This is a genomic window from Sphingomonas sp. Sph1(2015) (assembly GCF_001970915.1).
GTDB lineage: Bacteria > Pseudomonadota > Alphaproteobacteria > Sphingomonadales > Sphingomonadaceae > Sphingomonas > Sphingomonas parapaucimobilis.
Genome location: NZ_MQUI01000026.1, coordinates 1 through 25568 on the forward strand (window position 1 = coordinate 1; position 25568 = coordinate 25568).

Below are 25568 nucleotides of genomic sequence, written 5' to 3' on the forward strand. Positions count from 1 at the left end.
CCCCCAACCCCTCCCGCAAGTGGGAGGGGAGGAAGAAGAGGCCCCCTCCCACTTGCGGGAGGGGGAGCCAAGCATAAAAAAGGGCCGTCCCATCGCTGGGACGACCCTCTCTCGAAAGTCTTCGGGAAGCGCGAAATTACGCGGCTTCGTCGAAATCTTCCTCGTTCATGACCGGACCCGAATCCTGGCCCTTCGCCGAGATGTCGCGATCGACGAACTCGATGATCGCCATCGGCGAGGCGTCCGAGGCGCGGATGCCGGCCTTGATGATGCGGGTGTAACCACCGTTGCGATCGGCATAGCGCGACGCCAGAACGTCGAACAGCTTCACCAGCTGCGCGTCGTCGAGCAGACGGGCATGGGCCAGACGACGATTCGAGAGACCGCCCTTCTTCGCCAGCGTCACCAGCTTTTCGACATAGGGACGCAGTTCCTTCGCCTTGGCGACGGTGGTGGTGATCTGCTCATGCTTGATGAGCGCGGCCGACATGTTGCGGAAAAGCGCAATACGATGAGCCGAGGTACGCTGCAGCTTACGGCCGCCGACGCGATGACGCATGGGTAGTTCCTTCGTTCGTTAAGGGGCCGTTTGACGGAAACCCCAGACCTGGTGACCGTTGAGGCCGTCACCTTCACCTATTCAAATCCTCCCCATCACCGATGGGGAGGGGGACCGTCGCGAAGCGATGGTGGAGGGGCCGGGCCGTCAGGACCGGATCACGGCGAAGCCGCGATCCTGACGTCGAACGGGTCGCCCGTGGGCGACCCGCCGGCCGGACTTTCGCCGTCTCGCGGACAGCATCGCTATCCGCGTGTGGCTCAGCCCATGATCTCCTGTTCCAGCTTCTTGGCCATTTCCTCGATATTCTCGGGCGGCCAGCCGGGGATTTCCATGCCCAGGCGCAGACCCATGGACGACAGCACTTCCTTGATCTCGTTCAGCGACTTGCGACCGAAATTGGGAGTACGCAGCATCTCGGCTTCGGTCTTGCCGACCAGATCGCCGATATAGATGATGTTGTCGTTCTTGAGGCAGTTCGCCGAACGCACCGACAGTTCCAGCTCGTCGACCTTCTTGAGAAGGTAACGGTTGATCTGCTGCGCGTCGCTCTGCGGCTCGCCACCGGCGGCGGGGATCGCCGCCTGGCCCACGGGAGCCGCGCGGGTGAGCGCCGAGTCGTCGAAATGGACGAACAACGCCAGCTGGTCCTGGAGGATGCGTGCGGCATAGGCCACGGCGTCTTCCGGGGTGACGGTGCCGTCGGTCTCGATCGAGAGCGTCAGCTTGTCATAGTCCAGGTCCTGGCCGACGCGGGTCGGATCGACCTTGTACGACACCTGACGGACCGGCGAGTAGAGCGCGTCGACCGGGATCAGACCGATCGGCGCATCGGCCGGACGGTTCGACGCGGCGGGGACATAGCCCTTCCCGATATCGGCAGTCAGTTCCATGTTGAACGTCGCGCCTTCGTCGAGATGGCAGATCACCAGGTCCTTGTTCATGACCTCAATGTCGCCCGACACGGCGATGTCGCCGGCCTTGACGGTGGTCGGACCGGTCGCCGAGAGCTGGAGACGCTTGGGGCCTTCGCCCTGCATGCGGATCGCGAGCTGCTTGACGTTCAGCACGATGTCGGTGACGTCTTCACGCACACCGGCGAGCGACGAGAACTCGTGCAGCACGTTCTCGATCTTGATCGAGGTCACCGCCGCGCCCTGGAGCGACGACAGGAGAACGCGGCGAAGCGCGTTGCCCAGCGTCAGGCCGAAGCCACGCTCCAGCGGTTCGGCAACGAACGTCGCCTTCCGCTTGCCATCGCCACCCTTTTTCTCGAGCGCGTTGGGCTTCTTCAGTTCCTGCCAGTTCTTTGCGTTGACAGACACGTGGTTCCCCTGAGTTGTGGGCCGGAACGGGGACGGTTCCAGCCATGGAGAGAGGCATGGCCGACTCGTCAGCCGGCCATGGGAAGCATCAGACGCGGCGACGCTTGGAAGGCCGCACGCCGTTGTGCGGGATCGAGGTGACGTCGCGGATCGAGGAGATCTGGAAACCGACCGCCTGCAGCGCGCGCAGCGCCGACTCGCGGCCCGAACCCGGACCCTTCACTTCGACTTCCAGGGTGCGGACGCCGTGCTCGGCGGCCTTCTTGCCCGCGTCTTCCGCTGCGACCTGGGCCGCATACGGGGTCGACTTGCGCGAGCCCTTGAAGCCCATCATGCCGGCCGACGACCACGAAATGGCGTTGCCCTGGGCATCGGTGATGGTGATCATGGTGTTGTTGAAGCTGGCGTTCACATGCGCGACGCCGGCGGTGATGTTCTTGCGCTCGCGACGGCGAATGCGCTGCGGTTCACGTGCCATTAGATGAAAGTCCTGACCTAGTATCCTGATGCGGAGGTCGGCGGGCGGTCAGCCACAAGCCTGCCTCCGGCGGAGTAATTCGCCCGGGGCGAATTACTTCTTCTTGCCAGCGATCGGCTTCGCCTTGCCCTTGCGGGTACGAGCGTTGGTGTGCGTGCGCTGGCCGCGGACCGGCAGGCCCTTGCGGTGACGCAGGCCGCGATAGCAGGCCAGGTCCATCAGGCGCTTGATGTTCATCGCGGTTTCGCGACGCAGATCGCCCTCGACCGTGTGATCGGCGTCGATCGTCTCGCGGATCTGGAGCACTTCCTGGTCCGAAAGGTCTTGGACGCGACGATCGGCGGCGATGTTCAGCTTGGCAGTGATCTGCTTCGCCTTGGCCGGACCGATGCCGTGGATATAGGTCAGCGCGATCAATACGCGCTTGTTGGTCGGGAGGTTAACACCCGCAATACGTGCCATGAAACTTGTTCTCCTAGCTCCACGGAGCATGGCATGGCCGCACATGCTCCATCTCAACGCGATGGTTCCGCCACGCGGAATGGCGACGCACGTCACGCGCGCGTCGTTCAACCGGGGGTGTTGGAAGGACGGTCCGTTAAGCCCCGCGCAACACCCTGTCAAGCGATCGGTTCCACAAACTTCGCCGATTGCAGCCGCTTGAGCGTCAGCCAGCGGCGGAAGGACACGATCGCCCATATGATCTCGACCACCCCGAACGGCCATGCGCCCTGAAGAAAGCCATAGGCCGACCCCGCGACGCATCCCAGGCAGAAGCCCAGCGTCCACCAGTGCGAACCCGATTCCATCGCATAGCAGACCAGGGTGAAGGAAACGGCGATAAGGCCGAACAGGGAAAGCGTGTCCATGTCGCGGGGTGTAAAGCGCCGGGGCGGCAGGGCAAGTCCGATCCTCCCCGGCACGGGGAGGTGGCAGGCGCAGCCTGACGGAGGGGGACTTCCACACAGGACGCGCCTGTGCCGCACGCCCCCTCCACCAGCTTCGCCGGTCCCCCTCCCCGTGCCGGGGAGGATTTAAGGAATCACCAGTCGCGCGATCAGGCCCGGCGCATTGTCGGCCAGCTCGAATCGACCGCCATGCAGCCGCGCCACCGCCTCGATCAACGCCATGCCCAGCCCGGCCCCCGGTGTCGTCCGTGCGGTGTCGAGTCGTCCGAAGCGCTTCAACGCCTGCGCCCGGTCCGCCTCGGCGATACCGGGGCCATGATCCTCGACCTGGAAGATGATGCCCTCCGCCCCCTCGCGCAGCCGCAGCGTCACCTCGCCGCCCGACGCGCCATGCTTCAGGGCATTGTCGATCAGGTTGGACAGCGCCTGACTCATCAGCTCGCGGTGCAGCGGCAAAGGTGCGGGGCGCGCCTCCACCTCGATCAGGAAGCGCAGACCGGCCTCCTCGGCGACCGGGGCATAGAGTTCGCCGATCTCCTCGACCAGCTCGACCGGCGAGGCCAGGGTGAAGCGGTCGCGCGTCACCGACTCGGACCGGCTGATCTCGATCACCATGGTCAGCATCCGCATGATGAGATCGGTTTCGACCAGCAGGCCGCCCAACGCCGCCTCGCGCTGGGTCGGGTCGGCGATCAGCACCGCCTGCTCGGTCTTGGTCCGCAGCCGGGCGAGCGGCGAGCGGAGATCGTGCGCCAGGCTGTCGGTGACGACGCGCAGCTCGGCCATCAGCTGCTCGATCTTGCCGAGCATCGCATTCAGCCGCTCGGCCAGCCGGTCGAAGGCGTCGCCCTCATCATGGCCGTCACGCACCAGACGGACACGGCGGGTCAGATCGCCCTCACCCGCCGCGTCGATCACCGCGACGATGGTATCGAGCCGCCCCGTGACATAGCGCGCCAGCACCAGCCCGGTGCCCGCCCCCAGCATCAGCGACAGGAACACCGCCAGCGCCAGCGCGCGCTCGATCGCGACCTGCTGCGCCTCGATCAGGTCGAGCGGACGCCCGACCAGCAGCCAGTCATTGCCGATGGGATGGAGCGTATAGCCCGCCTCCCGCGCGTTCCATACGTTGTCGCGGCCCAGCACCGCGATGCGGAACGGCGTGTCGGCCAGCGGCACGGCCAGATGGCGCGGCGCATAGCCCGCGATCCGGTGCCCCTGCGGATCGAAGATCGCCAGCACCAGCGACACGTCACCCGGCTCGCGCGCTTCCTTGATTGCATCGGCGAGTGCGGGGAGCGCGCCGGTGCGCCACACGGCGCGCAGCGCATCGGCCTGTTCGACGATCTCGCGGTGGAGCGCCGCCACCGCATCGGCGCTCGTCTGTTTCCAGATGAAGCCGACCAGCGCCAGATTGGATACCAGCGCGAGGATGATCGACAGCAGCGCGATCCGCGCCGAGATCGTCAGCCGGGGCTTCACCCTTCGACGGCCAGCCTATAGCCCGCGCCGCGCACGGTATGCAGGATCGGGCTGCCGAACCCCTCCTCCAGCTTGCGGCGGAGACGACCGATATGGACGTCGACCACGTTCGAGCCCGGGTCGAAATGATAGTTCCAGATCTTCTCCAGCATCATCGTGCGGGTGACGACCTGGCCCGCATGACGCGCCAGGAATTCCAGGAGATTGAACTCGCGCGCGCCCACCGGGATGATCTTGCCCGCCCGCGTCACGGTGCGCGCCAGCAGGTCGATCTCCAGGTCACCGACGCTCAGCTTGGTGCGGGTCGGCTCGGACGCGGCACGGTCGGAACGGCGCACCAGCGCCTCGATCCGCGCCGACAGCTCGGCGAAGGAGAAGGGCTTGCACAGATAATCGTCCGCGCCCGCCTTCAGCCCGTCGACCCGGTCGTCGACCGTGGCCAGCGCCGAGAGCACCAGCACCGGCGTCGAGATGCCCGCGGCCCGGATCGCGCTGACCATCGCCAGCCCGTCCAGGCGGGGCAGCATCCGGTCGGCGATGATCAGGTCAAATATGCCCTCGCTCGCCAGGAACAGGCCGTCGCGGCCGTCCCCGCACTGCTCGACGGCATAACCCGCCTCGGCCAGCCCCTTGGCGACATAGGCGGCGGTCGAGGCGTCATCTTCGACGATCAGGATCTTGCGGCTCATCGGCTCGTCTGCTCCGTCATTGGGCGACATTCATGATTGCGGCGGCATCTCGGGGTCGCTCGATCCCGGCTCACCGCTGCTGCCGCCAAGGAAAGACCGGCGGGAAGCGCTCTTCCCGCCGGTCGCGACGGCACCCCCGGGAGTATCGGGTGCCGAGCTCTTCGAACTCCGTGGGGCAAAGGGCTACAGCCCGGCGGGATACCCCGGGGTGACCATAATGTGACAAATACGTCATCCATCCCATCCCCGGTTCGGCCGGTCGCGTTCTGTCATTTCGATCGCACAAAAAGTCGAATAAATTCTTATGCTTCCATCATTTTTAAGGTTTTGAAAATTCTTTGGGCTATGGTTCGCACATCATGATGGAAGCCCCCCTTACCATCCCCGCGCCGTTCGACGAAGAACGGCGTCTGGCCACGCTTCAGGCGCATGCGCTGCTCGACAGCGAGCCGGAGGCGGAATTCGATGCGCTCGTCTCACTGGCCGCCGACATGCTCGGCTGCCCGGTGGCGGCGCTGACCCTGGCGGACCGGGACCGCTTCTGGGTCAAGTCGGCGATCGGCGACCTGCCCCGGCAAATGCCGCGCAACGTCGCCTTTTGCGACCATACCATCCATTCGAGCGACGTGACGATCGTCCCCGACCTCAGCCTGGATCCGCGTTTCGCGGTCAATCCGTTCGTGACGGGCGAGGCGGGGACGCGTTTCTATGCCGGGATGCCGATCCGCGTGCCCGATCTGGACGGCGCGCCCCAGGCGATCGGATCGCTATGCGTGATGGACGCCACGCCGCGCTCGCTCAGCCCGGCGGGGGAACAGACGCTGCGGCATCTGGCGCGACTGACCGAGGCGCTGATCGCCGCGCGGGCCATCGCCCGGCGGGCCAACGCCATGGCCGAATTCAGCGACCGCCAGGCCGCCGATCTGCGCGCCAAGGACCGCACCGTTCGCCAGGTCGAGCGGCTGGCGATGATCGGATCGTGGCGGATCATCCTGGCCGACGGCCAGGCCATGTGGTCCGAAGGCGTGTACCGCATCCACGAACTGCCCGCGGGCCAGCCCTGCACGATCGACCAGGGCCTGTCCTATTACCCGCCCGCCGCGCGCGAGGTGCTGCGCAAGACGATGGCGCAGACGGTGCGCAGCGGCGAGCCGTTCGACATCGAGCTGGACTTCATCACCGCACTGGGCCGCAAGCGCCGGGTGCGCGTGATGGGCGAACGGGAGATGCTGGACGGCGAGCCGTACGGGCTGGTCGGCATGTTCCAGGACGTGACCGAGCGCCACGCGCTGGAGACCCAGCTGCGCCGCAATGCCGATACCGATGCGCTGACCCTGCTCGCCAACCGCGCCGCGTTCGACCGGACGCTGGAGGCGGCGATCGCCGAGTCCGTCGGCAAGGGCACGGCGCTGGCGCTGGTCCTGATCGATCTGGACGGGTTCAAGCTGATCAACGACACGCTGGGCCATCCGGCAGGGGACGAGGTGCTGCGAATCGTCGGCCAGCGCCTCCGCTCCGACTGGCTGGACGGCAGCTTCGTCGCGCGGCTGGGCGGTGACGAGTTCGGGCTGATCGTCCACGATCCTGCGCTGCTGGCCGATATCGACGCCCTGCGCGCGCGGATCGAGGGGTTGCTGGCCATCACGATCACCATCGACAAGCTGACGATGAGCTGTGCGGGCACGGTCGCGGTGACGCTGCGTCCCGAGGATTGCCGGACCAACCGCGATTTCATGCACCATGCCGACAGCCGCCTCTATGGCGCCAAGCGCGACCGGGTGGGCGAACGGCGACGCGGCGATCGACGGCGGGCAAACTGAGCCGCACGCGCGCGTCGGTCATCCTGCATTCAATTTGGCCGTCCTATCGCGCGATCTCCACCTCAAGGGAGACCGTAATCTTGAAGAAGGCCGCTTTCCTCGCCATCGTCGTCGCCACCATGCCCGTGGCCGCCACGGCGATGCCCAACCCCGCCTCCACCTTCTGCGCCACCATGGGCGGCCGGTCGGTTTCGGCCAAGCTGGCCAATGGCGGGACAATCGGCCTGTGCTATTTGCCGGGCAAGAAGATCGTCGAGGAATGGACGCTGCTCCGCATGTTCAACGGCAAGAAGCCCGCACCCCGGCATAATCCGTTCCGCTGACGCATCCGCGCGCGCAGGCACCGGCCCTTCCCTCCTGGCCCCACCGCCCCATATAGCGGGTCCATGTCTTCGCGCGCCCGCGTCCTTGTCCTGAACTCCGCGCTCGGCCCCCTCGATTACCGTGTGCCACACGGGCTGGCGGTCGAGCCGGGGTCGATCGTCGTCGCGCCGCTCGGCCCGCGCCAGCTGTTGGGCGTGGTGTGGGAGCCGGAGCGGATGCCCTCCGATGCCGAGGTCGGCGACAACCGCCTGCGTCCTTTGCTGGGCGTGGCGGACGCGCCGCCCTTGCCCGATGCGCTGCGGCGGCTGATCGAGTGGACGGCGGACTATTATCTCGCCCCGCCCGCTGCCGTGGTGCGGATGGCGCTGTCCTCCACCTCGGCGCTGGAGGGCGCGCGGACCGTCACCGAATATCGCGTCACCGGCCATGTCCCCGATCGCCTGACCCCGCAGCGGGCGCAGGCGCTGGAGCGGATCGGCGACCGCCAGGGCCTGATTCGCGAGCTGGCGACGATGGCCGACGTCTCCGACGCGGTGATCCGGGGGCTCGTCAAGAACGGCGCGATCGAAGGCGTCGAGGTCGATATCGACAGCCCCTTCCCCCTGCCCGACCCTGACCATCACCGCCCGGTCCTGTCCGAGGATCAGCGCGCGGCGGCGGACATATTGGTCGCGGGCGTCACCTCGCACAGCTTCCAGCCGGTGCTGCTCGACGGCGTCACCGGATCGGGCAAGACCGAGGTCTATTTCGAGGCGGTGGCGCAGGCGATCGCGGAAGGGCGGCAGGTGCTGGTCCTGCTCCCCGAGATCGCGCTGACCGAACCGTTCCTCAAGCGCTTCCACGACCGTTTCGGCTGCGAACCGGTGGCGTGGCATTCGGGTCTGCGCTCCTCGCAACGACGCCGCGCCTGGCGCGCGATCGCCAGCGGTCAGGGGCTGGTGACGGTCGGCGCGCGCTCGGCCTTGTTCCTGCCCTATCGCAATCTCGGCCTGATCGTCGTCGACGAGGCGCATGAGACCAGCTTCAAGCAGGAAGACGGCGTTCACTATCACGCGCGCGACGTGGCGGTGATGCGCGGCAAGTTCGAGCCGTGCCCGGTCATCCTCGCCTCCGCCACCCCCGCGATCGAAACGCGGCAACAGGTCGCGTTGGGCCGCTATACCGAGGTCAAGCTGCCCGGCCGTTTCGGCCCCGCGCAGATGCCGAGCATCGAGGCGATCGACCTGATCCAGGACCCGCCCGAGCGCGGCCGCTGGATCGCCCCCAAGCTGGTCGCGGCGATGAAGGAAACTCTGGAGAAGCGCGAACAGTCGCTGCTCTATCTCAACCGGCGCGGCTATGCCCCGCTGACGCTCTGCCGGACCTGCGGGCATCGGTTCCAATGCCCCAACTGCACCGCCTGGATGGTCGAGCACCGACTGGTGCGGCGGCTGGCCTGCCATCATTGCGGCCATGTCCTGCCCACACCGCGCGCCTGCCCCGAATGCGAGGGCGAGGACACTTTGGTCGCCTGCGGCCCCGGCGTCGAGCGGATCGCGGACGAAGCCACCGCCCTGTTCCCCGAGGCGAAGATCGCGGTCGTCACCTCCGACACCATCTGGTCCCCCGCCAAGGCCGCGGAGTTCGTCGGGCGGATGGAGGCGGGCGATATCGATATCGTCGTCGGCACGCAGCTCATCACCAAGGGCTATCACTTCCCCAATTTGACGCTGGTGGGGGTGATCGACGCGGACCTGGGGCTGGACGGCGGCGACCTGCGCGCGGCGGAGCGGACCTTCCAGCAGATCCGCCAGGTCTCGGGCCGCGCCGGGCGCGGGGCCAAGCCGGGCCATGTCTTCATCCAGACGCACAGTCCCAAGGCTCAGGTGATGCAGGCACTGGTGACGGGCGATGCCGAGGCGTTCTATGCCGCCGAAACCGAAGCGCGGCGGGATGCGGATGCCCCGCCCTTCGGCCGCTATGCCGCGATCATTGTCTCGTCGGAGGATCAAGGCGCGGCCCAGTCCACCGCCAACGCCATCGCGCGCGCGGCCCCCAAGGTGGATGGGATGCACGTCTTCGGGCCTGCGCCCGCGCCGCTGGCGATGCTGCGCGGACGGCATCGCTATCGGTTGCTGGTCCACGCCCGGCGTGCGCTGGCGGTGCAGGATGTGATCCGCGAGTGGCTGGGCGGGCTGGAATGGTCCGCCAAGGTGCGCGTCGCGGTGGATGTGGACCCATACAGCTTTTTGTAAGCGGCGCTTTTTCTCCCCTCCCGCAGGCGGGAGGGGTCGGGGGAGGGCATGGGGTCTCACCGAGAAATTCGCTTGCAGCTTTCCCTCCCCCATCCCCTCCCGCCTGCGGGAGGGGCGTGCTTGGGGCTGATGGTTTCGCGTGGCCTTCGACTACGCTCAGGCTGAACGGCGGTTTGGAATAGCTACCTTCCCCACGCTCCGTTCAGCCTGAGCGCAGTCGAAGGCCACGCCCCACCCCCGCCCCAAACAAAAACGGCCGCGACTTTCGCCACGACCGTTTCAAAACCCGGTTAAGGAAGCCCCTTACCCCGCATGCTCCGCCAGCACCGTCAGGCCCTTCGGCCCCACCTCGGCGAAACCACCGCGGATCTGGATCGACTCCGGTTCGCCCTTGTCGGTGCGATAGACTTGGATCGCGCCGTCGCGGATGGTCGACATGAAGGGCGCATGGCCCTCCAGCACGCCGAAATCGCCCTCGGTGCCGGGGACGACCACCATATGCACCTCCTCCGAGCGGAGGAGCTTTTCGGGCGTGACAAGTTCGAAGTGCAGCATGGTCTAAAATCTCGCATCGCTCTCCCCGCCGGGGAGAGGAAAGAGGGGACGGCCGAAACCGTCCCCCCATGTCATCAGGCGTCCTGCGCCAGCTTCTCGGCCTTGGCGACGGCTTCGTCGATGCCGCCGACCATGTAGAAGGCCGCTTCCGGCAGATGGTCATACTCGCCGTCGACCACCGCCTTGAACGAACGGATCGTGTCCTCGATCTGGACGAACTTGCCCGAGATGCCGGTGAAGACTTCCGCGACGTGGAAGGGCTGCGACAGGAAGCGCTGGATCTTGCGGGCGCGCTGGACGGTCAGCTTGTCCTCTTCGGACAGCTCGTCCATGCCCAGGATCGCGATGATGTCCTGCAGCGCCTTGTAGCGCTGGAGCAGCGACTGGACCGCACGGGCCGTCTCATAATGCTCCTGGCCGACGATGCGCGGCTCCAGCACGCGGCTGGTCGAGTCGAGCGGGTCGACGGCCGGGTAGATGCCCAGCTCCGAGATGGCGCGGTTGAGCACGGTCGTCGCGTCCAGGTGGGCGAACGAGGTGGCCGGCGCCGGGTCGGTCAAGTCGTCGGCGGGCACGTACACGGCCTGCACCGAGGTGATCGAACCCTTGTTCGTCGAGGTGATGCGCTCCTGCAGCGCGCCCATGTCGGTCGACAGGGTCGGCTGATAGCCCACGGCCGACGGGATGCGGCCCAGCAGCGCCGACACTTCCGCACCCGCCTGGGTGAAGCGGAAAATGTTGTCGACGAAGAACAGCACGTCCTGGCCTTCCTGGTCGCGGAAATATTCCGCGATCGCCAGACCCGACAGCGCGACGCGCGCACGGGCGCCCGGCGGCTCGTTCATCTGGCCGTACACCAGCGCGACCTTCGAGCCCTCGCTGATCGCGTTGCCCTCGGCGTCCTTGGCAATCACGCCCGCGTCGAGGAATTCGTGATACAGGTCGTTGCCCTCGCGGGTACGCTCTCCGACGCCCGCGAACACCGAGGTGCCGCCATGGCCCTTCGCGATGTTGTTGATCAGTTCCTGAATCAGAACCGTCTTGCCGACGCCCGCGCCGCCGAACAGGCCGATCTTGCCGCCCTTGGCGTACGGAGCCAGCAGGTCGATGACCTTGATGCCGGTGACCAGGATCGCGCTCTCGGTCGACTGCTCGATGAACTCGGGCGCCTTGGCGTGGATCGGCGCGCGCAGGTCGGTGGCGACCGGGCCACGCTCGTCGATCGGCTCGCCGACGACGTTCAGGATGCGACCCAGCGTCGCGGGGCCGACCGGAACCTGGATCTGGTTGCCGGTGTCGGTCACGGTCTGGCCGCGGGTCAGGCCCTCGGTCGTGTCCATCGCGATCGTGCGGACGGTGTTCTCGCCCAGATGCTGCGCGACTTCGAGCACCAGGCGGGTGCCGTTATTGTCCGTTTCCAGCGCCGACAGGATCGCGGGCAGGTTTTCGGGGAAGTGAACGTCGACGACCGCGCCGATGACCTGGGCGATCGTGCCGACATTGTTGGTGGCCGTGGTCGGCCGGATGTCCTCAGCGGCGGTTGCCATCATTGCTTCCTTGGTTCGGTAGAGCCCGACATAGCTTCGGGGCGGGCTTCGGGGCGGGTAAAGGTTACGACCAGACGACGGCCACCGTCGATCTTGTCACGGGTAACACGATAATCGGCGCCGGTCAGGTGGCCGGTGGTGGCGCTTTCGGTCTGGATCGCGGCCGAAACCGCATCCTTGCCGTCCAGACCCAGCTGATCCATCGGCTTGGTCACCCAGCGGATGAACTGCGTCTTGGCGAACGGGCTGGTGTCGAGATTGACGATATCGAGCGAGAAGCGAAGGCTGTTCAGCCGCGATGCGTCGCCCTCGACGATCAGATTGCCCATGTTGACCGGCGACACCGACGGATCGGCCATCGGCGTGGCCTGCGCGATCGCACGATACTGGCCCTGCACGGGCGCGTAACCGCTCATGCGAAAGCCCATCCGGTCGAGCAGGCTGACCGTCTCGGGCGCATTGGCGAACACTGTCGCCCAGCCGCCCGACACGAACGGCGTCGGCGAGGCCTTGGGCGCGTCCTTCGGCTGGTCGGACGCCCGGCCGCATCCGGCCAGCGCGACCGTCAGGCCCAGAAGGAGCGCGAGACGCATCAGAGCGCCTCGGCGCCCGAGATGATCTCGACCAGTTCGGTGGTGATCGCGGCCTGGCGCGTACGGTTATACTGGATCGACAGGCGGCGGATCATGTCGCCCGCATTGCGCGTGGCATTGTCCATCGCGTTCATCTGCGAGCCGTAGAAACCGGCCTGGTTTTCCAGCAGCGCGCGGAAGATCTGCACCGCGACGTTGCGCGGCAGCAGCGCGTCGAGGATATCCTCTTCGCTCGGCTCGAACTCGGCGACCGCCTCGACCGAGGTTTCGGCCTTGCTGGGCGCGGGCATCGGCACGGGGATCAGCTGCTGCGAAACCGGGTCCTGCACCAGCGCCGAGACGAACTTCGAGTAGAACAGGTGCGCGACGTCGAACTCGCCGCGCTCGAAACGGGCGATCAGGTCGTCGGCGATCTCGCGGGCGTCGTCGAACTTGGGCGCCTTGATCGCGCTCATGTCATGATCGGCAAGGATCGCGTTCGGGAAGAAGCGCTTCAGCACGCGCCCCTTCTTGCCCGCGAGGTAGAACTTCACCGTCTTGCCCTGCGCGGTCAGCTCGTCGGCCTTGCGGCGCGCGGCGCGGACGATGTTGGTGTTGAACGCACCCGCCAGGCCACGCTCCGAGGTGGCGACGACCAGCAGCTGGACATCGTCCTTGCCGGTGCCCGCCAGCAGCGGCGACGCACCGACGCCACCGACGCGCGCAGCCATGCCGGCCATCACCGCTTCGAGACGCTCGGCATAGGGACGGCCGTTCTGCGCCGACTCCTGCGCGCGGCGCAGCTTGGCGGCGGCGACCATCTTCATCGCCTTGGTGATCTTCTGGGTCGACTTGACCGAGTTGATCCGAATCTTGAGGGCCTTGAGGCTCGCCATCTAGTTTCCCACTTCGTCATCCCAGCGCAGGCTGGGATCTCTCACGTCGAGCGCGCGCTTGCGGCACGAGACCCCGGCTTTCGCCGGGGTGACGGACAATTATGCGAAGATCTTCGCGAACTGATCGAGTGCGGCCTTGAGCTTGCCCTTGGCCTCGTCGCCCAGATCCTTGGTGTCGCGGATCATCGCCAGCACATCGGCATGATCGTTGCGCAGGTACGCCAGCATCGCCGACTCATAGCGCACGACCTGCGCCACCGGCACGTTATCGATGTAACCGTTGGTGCCCGCGAAGATCGACGCCGTCTGCTCCTCGAAGGGCAGCGGATTGAACTGCGGCTGCTTGAGCAGCTCGGTCAGGCGCGCACCGCGGTTCAGCAGCTTCTGCGTCGAGGCGTCGAGGTCCGAGCCGAACTGCGCGAAGGCGGCCATTTCGCGGTACTGGGCCAGCTCCAGCTTGATCGAGCCCGACACCTTCTTCATCGCCTTGGTCTGCGCGGCCGAGCCGACGCGGCTGACCGACAGGCCGACGTTGATCGCCGGGCGGATGCCCGCGAAGAACAGGTCGGTTTCGAGGAAGATCTGGCCGTCGGTGATCGAGATCACGTTGGTCGGGATGTACGCCGACACGTCGCCCGCCTGGGTCTCGATGATCGGCAGCGCGGTCAGCGAACCGGCGCCGTTGGCGTCGTTCATCTTGGCCGCACGCTCGAGCAGACGGCTGTGCAGATAGAAGACGTCGCCCGGATAGGCTTCACGGCCCGGCGGACGGCGCAGCAGCAGCGACATCTGACGATAGGCGACGGCCTGCTTCGACAGATCGTCGAACACGATCAGCGCGTGCATCGCGTTGTCGCGGAAATACTCGCCCATCGCGGTGCCGGTGTAGGGCGCAAGGAACTGCAGCGGGGCAGGCTCCGAGGCGGTCGCGGCGACGACGATGGAATATTCCATCGCGCCATTCTCTTCCAGCGTCTTGACCAGCTGCGCCACGGTCGAGCGCTTCTGACCCACGGCGACGTAGATGCAGTAGAGCTTCTTCGACTCGTCGGTGCCGGCGTTGACCGTCTTCTGGTTGATGAAGGCGTCGATCGCGACGGCCGACTTGCCGGTCTGGCGATCGCCGATGATCAGCTCGCGCTGGCCACGGCCGACGGGGACGAGGGCGTCGATCGCCTTCAGGCCGGTCTGCACCGGCTCATGCACGCCCTTGCGCGGGATGATGCCCGGCGCCTTCACCTCGACGCGGCGACGCTCGGTCGCCTCGATCGGACCCTTGCCGTCGATCGGGTTGCCCAGGCCGTCCACGACGCGGCCCAGCAGGCCACGGCCGACCGGCACGTCGACGATGGTGCCGGTGCGCTTGACGGTGTCGCCTTCCTTGATCTCGGCGTCCGAGCCGAAGATCACGACGCCGACATTGTCGGCTTCGAGGTTGAGGGCCATGCCCTGAACGCCATTGGCGAACTCGACCATCTCGCCCGCCTGGACATTGTCGAGGCCGTAGATGCGCGCGATGCCGTCACCGACGCTCAGCACCTGGCCGGTCTCGCTGACCTGGGCCTCGGTGCCGAAATTGGCGATCTGGTCCTTGATGACCTTGGAGATTTCTGCGGCGCGGATATCCATGGGAACGTCAGCCTTTCATCGCGCTGGCGAGCGCATTCAAACGGGTGCGGATCGAGCTATCGATCATCTGGGAACCGATGCGGACGACAAGCCCGCCGAGCAGGTCGGGATCGACCGACAGGTCGACCGACACTTCGCGACCGACGCGGGTGCGCAGCTGCTGCTTCAGCTCGGCGACCTGGGCCTCGGTCAGCGGGTGGGCGCTCGTCACCTCGGCCGCGACCTCGCCGCGATGGCGGCTGGCCAGCTGGCGAAAGGCACGGATGATCTGCGGCAGCGCCGACAGGCGCCGGTTCTCGGCGAGGACACCGAGGAAATTCTTGGTCACCCCGTCGAGGCCCAGCGTGTCGGCGACCGCCAGGATCGCCTTGACCGCCTGACCACGCGCGACGACCGGGCTCTTGGTCAGCGCGACCAGATCCTGGTCGGCGGCCAGCGCATCGCGCAGGGTCACGAGGCTGGCCTCGATCGTGTCGATCGAACGGCTCTGTTCGGCCGTTTCAAACAGCGCGAGCGCATAACGACCACCCAGGCTCGCCTGGATGCCGCCTGTGCCGCTTATAGTACCGCCGGACATCTCCACGGATGCGAATTCCTCGAACAACGAACGGGTTGGCCCCATGGGGAACGGGGCGCGAAAAACGCGCCTCCGATGGGTTGGCGGGCGGTTAGCATCGGGAACCTTTGGATGCAAGCTGCGTGGCACATGTTATGACAGGTTGGTGACGCAAGCGTGAGAGCTTTGGCCGCAAGCCGTGGGATGAAAGCCACAATGGATTTTGCCAGAACCGCCCGGCCATGACCGACACCCCGCCCGAACCGCTCGACGAGGACGCCGCCTGGGCCGCGTTCGATGCGCGCGACCGCTCCGCCGATGGCCGTTTCGTCGTCGCGGTGAAGACCACCGGCATCTATTGCCGCCCGAGCTGCGCGGCCCGACGGCCCCGGCGCGAGCATGTCCGGTTCCTGGACACGCCGCAGGCGGCGCGCGCGGCGGGGTTCCGCGCCTGCCTGCGCTGCCTGCCCGACGAAGTGACCCGCGACCGGCAGGCGGTGGCGGCGGCAATCTCCCTGATCGATGCGGCCGAGGCGCCGCCCGCGCTCGGCACGCTGGCCGCGCGGGTCGGCTATGCCCCGCATCATTTCCACCGGCTGTTCAAGCGCGCGACCGGCGTCACGCCCGCCGCCTATGCGCGGGCGCGGCGCACCGCCCGCGCCGCACGGGCGCTCGCCGCCGAACCGAGTATCACCGCCGCTTTGTACGAAGCGGGCTATGCCGCACCCAGCCGCTTCTATGCGGACAGCGACCAGCGGCTCGGCATGGCGCCGGGGCAATGGCGACGCGGCGGCGAAGGGGTGAGCATCGTCTGGGCGGTCGTTCCGTCGCCGATGGGGCCGCTTCTGGTCGCGACGACCGACCGGGGAATTGCGCGGATCGCGTTCGAGGACGACGAACAGACGCTTGCCCGCTCCCTGCCCGGCGCGAGCATTCGCCCAGCGGACACGAATATGCATGATCGTATCGCCCGGATCGTCGCCGCCACCGAAGCCCCCGACCCGTTGCTCCCCGAACCCGCGCGGCGGCTGTCCTTCATCGAGGCGGTGTCGCGGGCGTTGCTCGACGCCAGCTGACGATTCGGGGCCGGTCAGCGGCCCGAGCGGCAGCTATAGACCAGCTTTTCATTGGGCAGCGGGGGCAGCTGCTGGCGGATCTGGGCCTGTTCGCCCTCCAGATTCTGGAGCGCCTTGTCGGTCTTCACACAGGCGTTCGGCGTGCTGGGCTGATGCAGCTTGCGGATCGCCTCCATGGTGGTCGCGGGCAGCATGTAACGGGTCTGGGTATAGGTGCGCGTGACCGGATCGAAGCGCGCGACGGTCACGGTCGGCTCCTCCTCGGGCACGATGACCCGCTGCCAGCCGCCCTCGCCCTCCAGATACTGGACGCGACCATCGACGCAGCCATTGGCGCCCCAGTCCAGCCGCGCCTCGGCGGTCGAGGAGACGGTGATCCGGCTGCGATCGGGGATCAGGGTGCAGATCATCGGGCCGATCGCCGCGCCGGGCGCGCTTGGCCCCGTGGTCGTCGTCATCGTCTCACGCGGCAACTGGATCTCGGCGGAGGGGCGCAGCAGGAAGACGACCACCGCCGCGACGATGGCGGTGCCGCCCGCCGACACGGTCCAGATCGCCGCGCGCCGGGAACCCCGTGATTCCAGCAGCCCGGCCGCGCCGACCGCCAATGCGCCGCCGACCAGCAGCAGCGCCGCGACCGCCATGACATTCTCGCGCAGCCGCTCCGCCTGCCCCCGCGCGGCGTTCAGCGCTTCCTCGCGGCGCAGCGCGGCGGCATTGGCGGCCTCGCGCTTGGCGGCCGCGGCATCGGCGACGGCCCGTGCATCCGCCGCGCTGTCCTCGCGCAATCGCTCCTCGATCGAGGTGCAGGGCACGCCGACCGACGCATAGGGCTGCTTCGCCTCGCGCAGGAACGCCATCAGCTCGGTGTCGGCGATCGCGAAGCCGAAGGTCGAATCGCCGTCATCGGCGCGCGTCAGCGCCGAATTGACCCCGATCACCCGCCCGCACGGATCGAGCAGCGGCCCGCCCGAATTGCCCCGCGCGATGCTGGCGGTGTGGAGCAGCACCTCGATGCCGGTCAGCGCACGGCGGCCCGAGGCCACACCCTGCGACCGGACGGGCGAGAGCGGGCGGATATAGTCCGCCGCCGACTGCGCCGTCGCCAGGTCGACATTGCCGGGATAGCCGAGCGCGATGACCTGATCCCCCTCGGTCACGGGGCCGGTGAACAGGGCGACGGGCGGCAGCCTGGCCTCGCTCACCTCGATCAGCGCCAGGTCGCGGCGCGAATCATAGGCGATGACCCGGCCCTGATAGGACTTGCTGCCCTCCGACGGGACGACGCCGATCACGACATTGTCGGGATAGCGCTCGGCCAGTTCGACCACATGCGCGTTGGTGACGATCCGATTGGGCGCGACCGCGAAACCCGAGCCATGGCCGAATCCGGCCACCTGATCGTCGACCATCGCGATGGTGACGACCCGCACCACCCCGCGCGCGGTCGCGGCGATGTCGTCCGCCCCGGCCAGCGCGGGCGACAGTCCGACCAGGGTCAGGAGGACGGCAAGGACGAACCGGCTCAGCATCGGACAGGGCCATATCCCGCCCATTCCACCGCCTGCAACCGGGATCGGTTAGGCATATGGTAAATCTTGCCATTTAGGGAATGGCCGGATGCCATGGGGAATGTCGGGATGAGTGCGTTCGGTCGCCGTCAGGGTTTGGGAAGCGCGGGCGGTGGGCGTCCGGCCTTTGGCGTGGCGCGCCCGATGCACGGCCCCGGCCCCGTCACGCGCCCGGAGTCCGATTCGCCTGGCCCCGGTGGCGGCGCGCAATTCCCGCCGCTGTCCGCACTGGAAGGCGCGATCGCCGCGCCCGGCACCGCCGCCGACGCGATGCAGCGGCTGGCCGAACGCCAGGCCGCCTCCATCGATCCGACCCCGGCGCGCGGGGAGGGGTTCGAGGCGTCGATCCACCGGATCAAGGAACAGGTCCTCCCCCGCCTGCTGGAGCGTGTCGACCCGGAGGCTGCCGCGACACTGGGCAAGGACGAACTGGCCGAGGAATTCCGCCCGATCATCGGCGAGGTGCTGGCCGAGCTGAAGCTGACGCTCAACCGGCGCGAGCAGTTCGCGCTGGAAAAGGTGCTGGTCGACGAGCTGCTGGGCCTGGGGCCGCTCGAGGAGTTGCTGGCCGATGCCGACATCACCGACATCATGGTCAACGGCCCCGAGCAGACCTATGTCGAGCGCAAAGGCCGGCTGGAGCTGGCCAATATCCGTTTCCGCGACGAGGAGCATCTGTTCCAGGTCGCGCAGCGCATCGTCAATTCGGTCGGCCGCCGCGTCGACCAGACCACGCCGCTGGCCGATGCGCGCCTGAAGGACGGCAGCCGCGTCAACGTGATCGTCCCGCCGCTGTCGCTTCGCGGCACGGCCATCTCGATCCGAAAATTCTCCGCCAAGCCGATCACGCTCGACATGATGGCGAGCGGCGGATCGATGAGCCAGGACATGGCGACGCTGCTGAAGATCGCGGGGGCGTCGCGCTTCAACATCATCATTTCGGGCGGCACCGGCTCGGGCAAGACGACGATGCTGAACGCCCTGTCCAAGATGATCGACCCGGGCGAGCGCGTGCTGACCATCGAGGACGCGGCCGAGCTTCGCCTGCAACAGCCGCACTGGCTGCCGCTGGAAACCCGTCCCGCCAATCTCGAAGGCCAGGGCGAGATCAGCATCCGCGACCTCGTGAAGAACGCGCTGCGAATGCGGCCCGACCGGATCATCCTGGGCGAAATTCGCGGCTCGGAATGTTTCGACCTGCTGGCCGCGATGAACACCGGCCATGACGGGTCGATGTGTACGCTCCACTCCAATTCCCCGCGCGAGGCGCTGGCCCGCATGGAGAATATGGTGATGATGTCCGACATCAAGGTGCCCAAGGAGGCGATCAGCCGCCAGATCGCCGACTCGGTCGACATGGTCGTCCAGGTCAAGCGCCTGCGCGACGGCAGCCGTCGCGTCACCAACATCACCGAGGTGATCGGCATGGAAGGCCCGGTGATCGTCACGCAGGAGCTGTTCGCCTTCGAATATCTGGACGAAGGCACCGACGGGAAGATCATCGGTGAATATCGCTCGTCGGGCCTGCGCCCCTATACGCTGGACAAGGCCAGGCAGTTCGGCTTCGACAAGGCGCTGCTGGAGGCATGCCTGTAGGGGATCAGTCCTTCCTGGCCTCGATCCCCATATATTGTTCGGCATGCTTCCGAACGTCGCCCCCGACCCTGTGGTCATAGGCGAGCCACGCACTGGTCACGAGCATCGTCCAGAAAATACTGAACAGCGAGCCGACGAGGAAATATTCGGCGAAGGCCCGCTCGTCCATGTCCTTGAAGCGCGCGACCGTCTTCAGCGCGATGACGGCGGCCAGGATTTCCCAGCTGTGCGCGATGATGCCGACCGCCAGGATCAACCGCTCGAAAGCCCCGATCCAGCGCCCGGCGCTGTGAACGGGCGTGGGCAGATGCGCGATCGAATCCTTCAGCCCCGTCAGGCTGAAAATGCCCCGGCATATCTCATTGCCCAGCCAGATCAGCGCGATCAGCGCTACGCCGGTGTAAAGCAGGATATGCATCATCCGTCCGTCCCCACCAGCCCGTAGCGAAGATCCAGGTCCGCCAGCGCCGTGTGAACCGCGTCCCATTCGGTCAGGTAACGATCATAGTCCCCGGCGCTGCGCACCTTGTAGACATTGGGGATGCCGACGTCGCGCGCCTGCGCCACGTCGGCGACCGAAGCGCCCTCGGACAAGGCGATGATGACGTCACGCTGCGCTACGGACCAGCCGCGTTCGATGGCGCTCAGGCTTCCACCGATGGCGTCCAGCAGCGTTTCCAATAGGGCATCCTGCGGTATGGAGAATCGGTAGCGGCTGGAAGAACGCTTCTCCCCCAGCCTTTCGCGCGCGGCGGCGAAGCCCGGCCCCATCATGTTCCAGGCACGCTCAGAGTTGATCGGGGTCTTCAGGTCGACCAGGCCGATGACGAACCGGCAATCGATGTCCTGACGCATCAGGTCGAAACGAACAGCCCGCGCGGCCCGAGCGGCGGCGTCCAGCGACGTCAGCAGCCCCTGAAATTCATCCCCCAGGGTGATGGTCAGCGGCGACATCATATCGGCGGCAAGGCCCGCATTCTGCCGCTCGATCGCCGCATTGAACGCGGCGTGAAGCTGTTCGGGATCGTCATGGCCTTCGCTATCGACCAGATCGCCCATCAGAACGGCATAACAAGACATCGGCAGTATTTTCACCCATATCATTCACCCGAAAACGGGTCATTTCCCCTTTTAACCCAAAAAGGGGGTAATTTCAATATTAGCCCATAAAGGGGCTAATCAGATGGACAGTAGCGTACGGGCGATCCGTGAGAGATTACCGTCACCACCTCGCGCGCAGCCTCCGGTTCGGTTAGGCGTTGGGGCGTGATGCGTTCGCTGCTCTATTTCGCCCCCATTCCCCTGTTGCTGACCGCCGCCATGATGGCTCCCCGCGAGCCCAAGGCGGCACCGGCGCAGGAGGATGTCGTCGCCGCCGCCGCGCGCGATCCGGGGGTTTCGACCCTCTCATCCGATGCCGAGGAGCGCTGGATTCCATTCCAGCTGACGCCGGGCAACCAGATCCGCTTCGCCATGACCATCGACGGGCAGCCGGTGAGCGCCATCCTCGACACCGGGGTCAGCTTCACGCTGCTTTCGCAAGGCTCGCCCGTCGCCGCCAGGGCCAAGGTACGGCCCGGCGGGCAGGCCAGCGCGATCGGCGGGGCGGTGGCGATCGGGTGGATGCCGACGCGCAGCCTGTCGCTGGGCGGGCTGACCCGCAAGGGCGGCGGGGTGGTGGTCGCGCCGCTGCCCGCGCTGGCCACCGGGGATGCGACGCCCGTCGACCTGCTGGTCGGGCGCGACCTGCTCGCAGCCCATGCGCTGGACATCGATTATGCCGCCAAGCGGTTCCGCCTGATCCCATCGGGGCGCATGCCCTTTACCGGCGCGACCGCGCCGCTGACCGTGTCGACCGAGCGGCGCGTCTATGAAAGCATGGTCGGGCTGGGCACGGCGAAGTTGTCTCCGGTCATCGTCGATACCGGCGACGGCTCGGCGTTGACCGTCACCCAGGCGGGCTGGCGGGCGGCGAAGCTGACCGCGTTGCCGACCACCACCGCGATCGGCTTCGGACTGGCGGGGCCGACGGTCAACGACCTTGCGATCGTGCCCAGCGTCCGGCTGGGCACACTGACCGCGCATGAGGTGGAGGTGCGGATCGAGCCGCCCCAGGGCTTCAGCGAGTCGGTCGGCGCGGCCGGGCGGATCGGATCGGGCTTTCTGCAACGCTATCGCGTGCTGCTCGACCCCGGCGCGGGGCGGATGATCCTGAAGCCCGGCCCCCAGGCCGACATCCCCGCCCAGCGATCGACCGCCGGGTTGTTGATGGGCGTCGCGGGCGACCGCCTGCGCGTGCTGCACGTCATGCGCGGCGGCCCGGCGGCGGCGAGCGGCTGGCGCGAGGGCGACACGATCTGCGCCATCGACGGACAGCCCATCCCGCGCGACTATGTCGACAGCCCGATCGCCCGCTGGACGGTGGGCAAGCCGGGCACGGTGGTCGCCTTGCGCACCTGCGACGGGCAGGACCGGACGCTGACGCTCAAGCGCTTCTACTGACGCGACTTCCCCCATTCGCGCGCGACGGTATAGCCCAGATAGCCGGTGCCGAAGAGCGCGTAGAGCGGCTCGGGAATGGCGGCGAGATATTGCGCCATCCCGCGCACCATCGCCGCCGCCATGCCGGGTCGCACCCCCGCCAGCAGTCCCATCGGGATGCTCCAGAGCAGCAGCGCATACATGACGTAGAGAAAGGTCGGCCGCGCCCGGCGGGTCCAGGCATCGGTCGCATCTTCCCCGCTCATGACAGCCGGTCCGCCAGCCAGCCATAGAGGAACGCCTCATTGGCGGGCCGCCGCTCGGCCAGCGTCAGATAACGTTCGCCCTGCAGCGCCTCGACCGCCTTGAGCAGCACGACCTCGCCCGCCGCGCCCCGATGGCGCAGGAAGGCGTCGAGCGCGGCCAGCGTCGCCGCTCCGATCCGCCCGTCTGCCGCCAGATCGGGATAGTCGCGCGCACCGCGGTTCAGCGCATTCAGCGCGCGTTGCAGGAAGGCGGTGGCGATGTTCGGCCCCATATTGACGCCGGTGTCGAACAGCTCCTCCGCCAGCCGGGGCGCATGGGCGGCCACCCGGTCGAAGCCGGGGGCGGTCCAGTAGAGGCGGCGGTAAATGGCCTCCGCCCGTGCCAGCGGCAGGCGGCGCATCGGCCCGGTATAGCCGTCGGCGCGCGCCACCGCCTCGGTAATGCCGAACCGAGTCGCGCCGCCGCGATCGGCGGGATGGTCGCTATAATCCCCCTCGCGCGCGATGACCTGCGCGATCAGTGCGTCGACACGCACTTCGTCCCCCTGCCCCATGATGACTTCCCCCCGTTGAAGGGAAAGGAGGAACCATATCGGTTCACTGTAGGACAGCGGAATCTCATCCTCCCCGGCACGGGGAGGTGGCAGGGCGAAGCCCTGACGGAGGGGGGCTTCCACGCAGGTCGTACCTCGTGGCACGCCCCCCTCCACCATGCTGCGCATGGTCCCCCTCCCCGTTCCGGGGAGGATTTCAGGTCAATCCAGCACCGTGCGTGCCAGCGCCAGCGTACCCAGCGGCCCGGCCTGGTCGCCCAATTGCGCATGGACGATGCGGTTGGCGACCTCGGCCGTATTGATGAAGGGCAGATAGCCCGACAGCTTCTCGACCACACCCGCACGCACCATGTCGAGCAGCTGCGGCTGGCCCACGCCGACGCCGCCGCCGATCACGATGCGCCCGCACGCCAGCGTCAGGAACAGCCCGGCAAAGCTCTCCGCCAGCGCATCCGCGACGAAGGTCCAGGCGGGATCGTCCGCCGCCAGTTCCTGTGCCGGACGACCGACGCGCGCCGCGATGCCGGGGCCTGCGACCAGTCCCTCCAGGCAATCGCCATGGAAGGGACACGCCCCCGCAAAGTCGTCGCCCGCCATCCGGCGGACGCGGACATGGCCCGCCTCGGGGTGCATCCGGCCCGACACCGGCTGGCCGTTGACGATGATGCCCATGCCGACCCCGGTCCCGACCGTGACATAGACATGGTCGGACAGGCCGCGCGCCGCGCCCCACTGCCCCTCGGCCAGCGCCGCGCCGGTCACGTCGGTATGGATTGCGACCCGCTCGCCAAAGCCCTCGGCCAGCGCACCCGCCACGTCCGCGCCCGCCCAGCCGGGCTTCGGGGTGGCGAGCATATGGCCATAATCCGCATCGCTCTTGTCGAGCGCGATCGGGCCGAAGCTGCCGATGCCCAGCGCCTCGGGCTTATACTGCTCGTGCCATTCGGCCAGGCGCTGGCGCAGCGCGGCCAGGGTGACGGCGGGGGTGGTCGTCGGCAGGCGTTCCGACACCAGGATGTCGCGCCCGCGCCCGATCAGCACAATCGATTTCGTACCGCCCAGTTCGACCCCTGCGACGATCCGGTCCTGTGCCTCGGTCATTCCATTCTCCCGCCAGTCGCTTTGCTTGAACGCAGCGCGCCTGCGCGAAACGGCGCGTCGCGGTCAAGGGGCGGGGTCAGAAAATCGGCTGGGCGACCAATGCGGCTTCACGCTGGCAAAGGGCGGGATCGGGGCGCGGCGTGGCCGGGTTGCGGCGCAGCGCATCCACTTCGGCCCGTGCGGCGGCGAGGTCGTGCTGGAAGGCCGGGTTCTGCGATACGGCGGTCAGCGTCACCGTCGCCGACAGCCGCCCCGCCTCGACCGCGCTGGCATTGTGGACTCCGCAGACGATCCGGCTTTCGCCAAAGGCCCGCCCCCGCGCCAGGATCGACTCGGCGCGGTCGGGCGCGATCTCGGCCAGCAGCATCGCCCAGGTCCAGCCCGCCGTGGTGTGGCCCGAGGGATAGTCGTAGCTGCCCTTCAACTCGCTGGCCGGTTGGCAGGTCGGGCCGCGATCGATCAGATAGGGGCGCTGCCGCTTATAGTGGTTCTTGGCGATGCCCGACCCGCGTGCGGTGTCCGACCCTGCGCCGTCGATCAGCCGCATCGTCGCGGGCGCGTTCTGCGGGGTCAGCGCGATCCCCAGCGCGCAGGAGAAATCGCGCGCCATATCGGCCTCGCCCAGCTTTACGTCATTGGTCGCCATCGTCCAGCGGGGCGAGCCGACGAACCGGCGGGTCTGGCGAAAGATCGCCCGGTCGGCCTTCCCGCGCGCATCGTCCGGCCTGGGCGCGGGCGGCAGGACGGCAAGCAAATCGAAGCCGGTGGCGGGCAGATAATGGGACGGCTCGTCGCCTTCCCGCGGCTGGGCCATGACGGCGGTACAGGCGACTCCGATCAGCGCAGCCGCAACGGCGCGGGCAACGGCTTTCGACATGGGCAACACGTCCTTTTTTACAGGGTCATCAGTCGATGCAGATTGGTGGCGCGCAGATTGGCGACATGCGCGACGGCCAGCACCAGCCCGCCCGCGACAGTCAGCGCGGTTCCCGCCCCCTGCCCCTCGAACACGAGCCCGAGCATCAGCAGGATCAGGCCGACCGCCCCCGCGATCACCGGGAAGACGACCCGGTGCCGCCGCCATCCGCCGAACAGCGTCAGCCCGCTGAGCGGCACGGCCAGCGCCAGCATGACGATATGGAATGCCTCCCCCAGATCGGCCCATTCGGCGATGGCGGGCAGAAAGGCGATCAGCACCGGCAGGACCAGGCAATGGATCAGGCATAGCGTCGAGGCCGAGATGGCCAGCGCATCCATATGCCTAAATCCGCCATGATGGCTGCGGGACAGGGAAGCGTCGTCGACCATAAGCGCCCATTGATACATTATATCATAATTGGCAAGACGCG

Annotated in this window: 27 protein-coding genes; 6 read left to right on the plus strand and 21 right to left on the minus strand. The window is 67.4% G+C overall.

Going from position 1 to position 25568, the window contains the following annotated elements; all coding sequences use genetic code 11:
- Positions 1-136 precede the first annotated feature (136 nt).
- From rplQ to BSZ14_RS11650, 7 genes are all read right to left on the minus strand, one after another.
- Complete coding sequence (rplQ, locus tag BSZ14_RS11620) at positions 137-559, minus strand: 50S ribosomal protein L17 (RefSeq protein ID WP_076711041.1); 423 nt, start codon at positions 557-559, stop codon at positions 137-139.
- A gap of 260 nt (positions 560-819) precedes the next feature.
- Entirely contained in the window at positions 820-1884 is a 1065-nt protein-coding gene (locus tag BSZ14_RS11625) for a DNA-directed RNA polymerase subunit alpha (RefSeq protein WP_042486388.1), read from the minus strand.
- An 88-nt stretch (positions 1885-1972) separates the two neighbouring features.
- Positions 1973-2362: a 30S ribosomal protein S11 gene (gene rpsK, locus BSZ14_RS11630; RefSeq protein WP_042486392.1), complete on the minus strand. Its 390-nt coding sequence runs from the start codon at positions 2360-2362 to the stop codon at positions 1973-1975.
- A gap of 93 nt (positions 2363-2455) precedes the next feature.
- Positions 2456-2824, minus strand: a complete 369-nt coding sequence (rpsM, locus tag BSZ14_RS11635; protein WP_042486395.1) for a 30S ribosomal protein S13 — start codon at positions 2822-2824, stop codon at positions 2456-2458.
- 158 nt (positions 2825-2982) lie between these two features.
- The gene (locus tag BSZ14_RS11640; RefSeq protein ID WP_042486397.1) at positions 2983-3231 is read right to left on the minus strand and encodes a hypothetical protein; all 249 of its coding nucleotides are present in this window, start codon (positions 3229-3231) and stop codon (positions 2983-2985) included.
- Between the two features lie 165 nt (positions 3232-3396).
- Positions 3397-4752 carry a sensor histidine kinase gene (locus tag BSZ14_RS11645; protein ID WP_076711042.1) on the minus strand — a complete coding sequence of 452 codons (1356 nt, stop codon included), beginning with the start codon at positions 4750-4752 and terminating at the stop codon, positions 3397-3399.
- The gene (locus BSZ14_RS11650) at positions 4749-5441 is read right to left on the minus strand and encodes a response regulator transcription factor (RefSeq protein ID WP_056431327.1); all 693 of its coding nucleotides are present in this window, start codon (positions 5439-5441) and stop codon (positions 4749-4751) included. Before BSZ14_RS11650 ends, BSZ14_RS11645 begins: the two co-directional genes overlap by 4 nt.
- Before the next feature lie 359 nt (positions 5442-5800).
- Between BSZ14_RS11650 and BSZ14_RS11655 the strand changes: the two genes are divergently transcribed.
- From BSZ14_RS11655 to BSZ14_RS11665, 3 genes are all read left to right on the plus strand, one after another.
- Positions 5801-7261, plus strand: coding sequence for a sensor domain-containing diguanylate cyclase (locus BSZ14_RS11655; RefSeq protein ID WP_042486468.1), 1461 nt, complete (start codon positions 5801-5803; stop codon positions 7259-7261).
- Between the two features lie 80 nt (positions 7262-7341).
- On the plus strand, positions 7342-7584 hold the full coding sequence (locus BSZ14_RS11660) for a DUF333 domain-containing protein (RefSeq protein ID WP_198930501.1): 243 nt from the start codon (positions 7342-7344) through the stop codon (positions 7582-7584).
- Between the two features lie 63 nt (positions 7585-7647).
- The gene (locus tag BSZ14_RS11665) at positions 7648-9819 is read left to right on the plus strand and encodes a primosomal protein N' (protein WP_076711043.1); all 2172 of its coding nucleotides are present in this window, start codon (positions 7648-7650) and stop codon (positions 9817-9819) included.
- Positions 9820-10122: 303 nt separating this feature from the next.
- Here BSZ14_RS11665 and BSZ14_RS11670 read toward each other — a convergent pair whose 3' ends face one another.
- From BSZ14_RS11670 to BSZ14_RS11695, 6 genes are all read right to left on the minus strand, one after another.
- Positions 10123-10374 (minus strand): ATP synthase F1 subunit epsilon, encoded by a 252-nt coding sequence (locus BSZ14_RS11670; RefSeq protein ID WP_007405041.1) that lies wholly within the window; start codon positions 10372-10374, stop codon positions 10123-10125.
- Between the two features lie 74 nt (positions 10375-10448).
- Complete coding sequence (gene atpD, locus BSZ14_RS11675; RefSeq protein ID WP_042486472.1) at positions 10449-11921, minus strand: F0F1 ATP synthase subunit beta; 1473 nt, start codon at positions 11919-11921, stop codon at positions 10449-10451.
- The gene (locus tag BSZ14_RS11680) at positions 11921-12514 is read right to left on the minus strand and encodes a hypothetical protein (RefSeq protein WP_076711044.1); all 594 of its coding nucleotides are present in this window, start codon (positions 12512-12514) and stop codon (positions 11921-11923) included. Before BSZ14_RS11680 ends, atpD begins: the two co-directional genes overlap by 1 nt.
- On the minus strand, positions 12514-13389 hold the full coding sequence (locus tag BSZ14_RS11685; protein WP_076711045.1) for a F0F1 ATP synthase subunit gamma: 876 nt from the start codon (positions 13387-13389) through the stop codon (positions 12514-12516). Before BSZ14_RS11685 ends, BSZ14_RS11680 begins: the two co-directional genes overlap by 1 nt.
- A gap of 99 nt (positions 13390-13488) precedes the next feature.
- On the minus strand, positions 13489-15018 hold the full coding sequence (atpA, locus tag BSZ14_RS11690; RefSeq protein ID WP_076711046.1) for a F0F1 ATP synthase subunit alpha: 1530 nt from the start codon (positions 15016-15018) through the stop codon (positions 13489-13491).
- A gap of 7 nt (positions 15019-15025) precedes the next feature.
- Positions 15026-15595, minus strand: a complete 570-nt coding sequence (locus BSZ14_RS11695) for a F0F1 ATP synthase subunit delta (protein WP_076711068.1) — start codon at positions 15593-15595, stop codon at positions 15026-15028.
- 221 nt (positions 15596-15816) lie between these two features.
- Between BSZ14_RS11695 and BSZ14_RS11700 the strand changes: the two genes are divergently transcribed.
- The gene (locus BSZ14_RS11700; RefSeq protein ID WP_076711047.1) at positions 15817-16650 is read left to right on the plus strand and encodes a bifunctional transcriptional activator/DNA repair enzyme AdaA; all 834 of its coding nucleotides are present in this window, start codon (positions 15817-15819) and stop codon (positions 16648-16650) included.
- A 14-nt stretch (positions 16651-16664) separates the two neighbouring features.
- Here the strand turns inward: BSZ14_RS11700 and BSZ14_RS11705 are convergent, their stop codons facing one another.
- Positions 16665-18182, minus strand: coding sequence for a S1C family serine protease (locus BSZ14_RS11705; protein WP_198930502.1), 1518 nt, complete (start codon positions 18180-18182; stop codon positions 16665-16667).
- Positions 18183-18290: 108 nt separating this feature from the next.
- On the opposite strand from BSZ14_RS11705, the gene BSZ14_RS11710 reads away from it, so the two are divergent.
- Entirely contained in the window at positions 18291-19817 is a 1527-nt protein-coding gene (locus BSZ14_RS11710) for a CpaF family protein (RefSeq protein ID WP_042486414.1), read from the plus strand.
- A gap of 4 nt (positions 19818-19821) precedes the next feature.
- Here BSZ14_RS11710 and BSZ14_RS11715 read toward each other — a convergent pair whose 3' ends face one another.
- Both BSZ14_RS11715 and BSZ14_RS11720 read right to left on the minus strand, forming a co-directional pair.
- Positions 19822-20238: a hypothetical protein gene (locus BSZ14_RS11715; protein ID WP_076711048.1), complete on the minus strand. Its 417-nt coding sequence runs from the start codon at positions 20236-20238 to the stop codon at positions 19822-19824.
- Positions 20235-20876 carry a SatD family protein gene (locus tag BSZ14_RS11720; RefSeq protein ID WP_089413638.1) on the minus strand — a complete coding sequence of 214 codons (642 nt, stop codon included), beginning with the start codon at positions 20874-20876 and terminating at the stop codon, positions 20235-20237. The genes BSZ14_RS11715 and BSZ14_RS11720 overlap by 4 nt, the downstream gene beginning before the upstream one ends.
- A 210-nt stretch (positions 20877-21086) precedes the next feature.
- Between BSZ14_RS11720 and BSZ14_RS11725 the strand changes: the two genes are divergently transcribed.
- Positions 21087-22319 carry an aspartyl protease family protein gene (locus BSZ14_RS11725; RefSeq protein WP_241823736.1) on the plus strand — a complete coding sequence of 411 codons (1233 nt, stop codon included), beginning with the start codon at positions 21087-21089 and terminating at the stop codon, positions 22317-22319.
- On the opposite strand, the gene BSZ14_RS11730 is transcribed toward BSZ14_RS11725, so the two are convergent.
- The 5 genes from BSZ14_RS11730 to BSZ14_RS11750 all read right to left on the minus strand — a co-directional run bounded on the left by BSZ14_RS11730 (position 22313) and on the right by BSZ14_RS11750 (position 25476).
- Positions 22313-22564: a 3TM-type holin gene (locus BSZ14_RS11730; RefSeq protein ID WP_042486427.1), complete on the minus strand. Its 252-nt coding sequence runs from the start codon at positions 22562-22564 to the stop codon at positions 22313-22315. The two genes, BSZ14_RS11725 and BSZ14_RS11730, sit on opposite strands and share 7 nt — an antisense overlap.
- Complete coding sequence (locus BSZ14_RS11735) at positions 22561-23100, minus strand: glycoside hydrolase family 108 protein (RefSeq protein WP_042486478.1); 540 nt, start codon at positions 23098-23100, stop codon at positions 22561-22563. Before BSZ14_RS11735 ends, BSZ14_RS11730 begins: the two co-directional genes overlap by 4 nt.
- A gap of 219 nt (positions 23101-23319) precedes the next feature.
- The gene (locus BSZ14_RS11740; protein ID WP_083748223.1) at positions 23320-24219 is read right to left on the minus strand and encodes an ROK family protein; all 900 of its coding nucleotides are present in this window, start codon (positions 24217-24219) and stop codon (positions 23320-23322) included.
- Between the two features lie 76 nt (positions 24220-24295).
- Positions 24296-25096: an acid phosphatase gene (locus BSZ14_RS11745; RefSeq protein WP_076711050.1), complete on the minus strand. Its 801-nt coding sequence runs from the start codon at positions 25094-25096 to the stop codon at positions 24296-24298.
- Between the two features lie 17 nt (positions 25097-25113).
- On the minus strand, positions 25114-25476 hold the full coding sequence (locus BSZ14_RS11750; protein ID WP_241823732.1) for a MerC domain-containing protein: 363 nt from the start codon (positions 25474-25476) through the stop codon (positions 25114-25116).
- Positions 25477-25568: the final 92 nt, after the last annotated feature.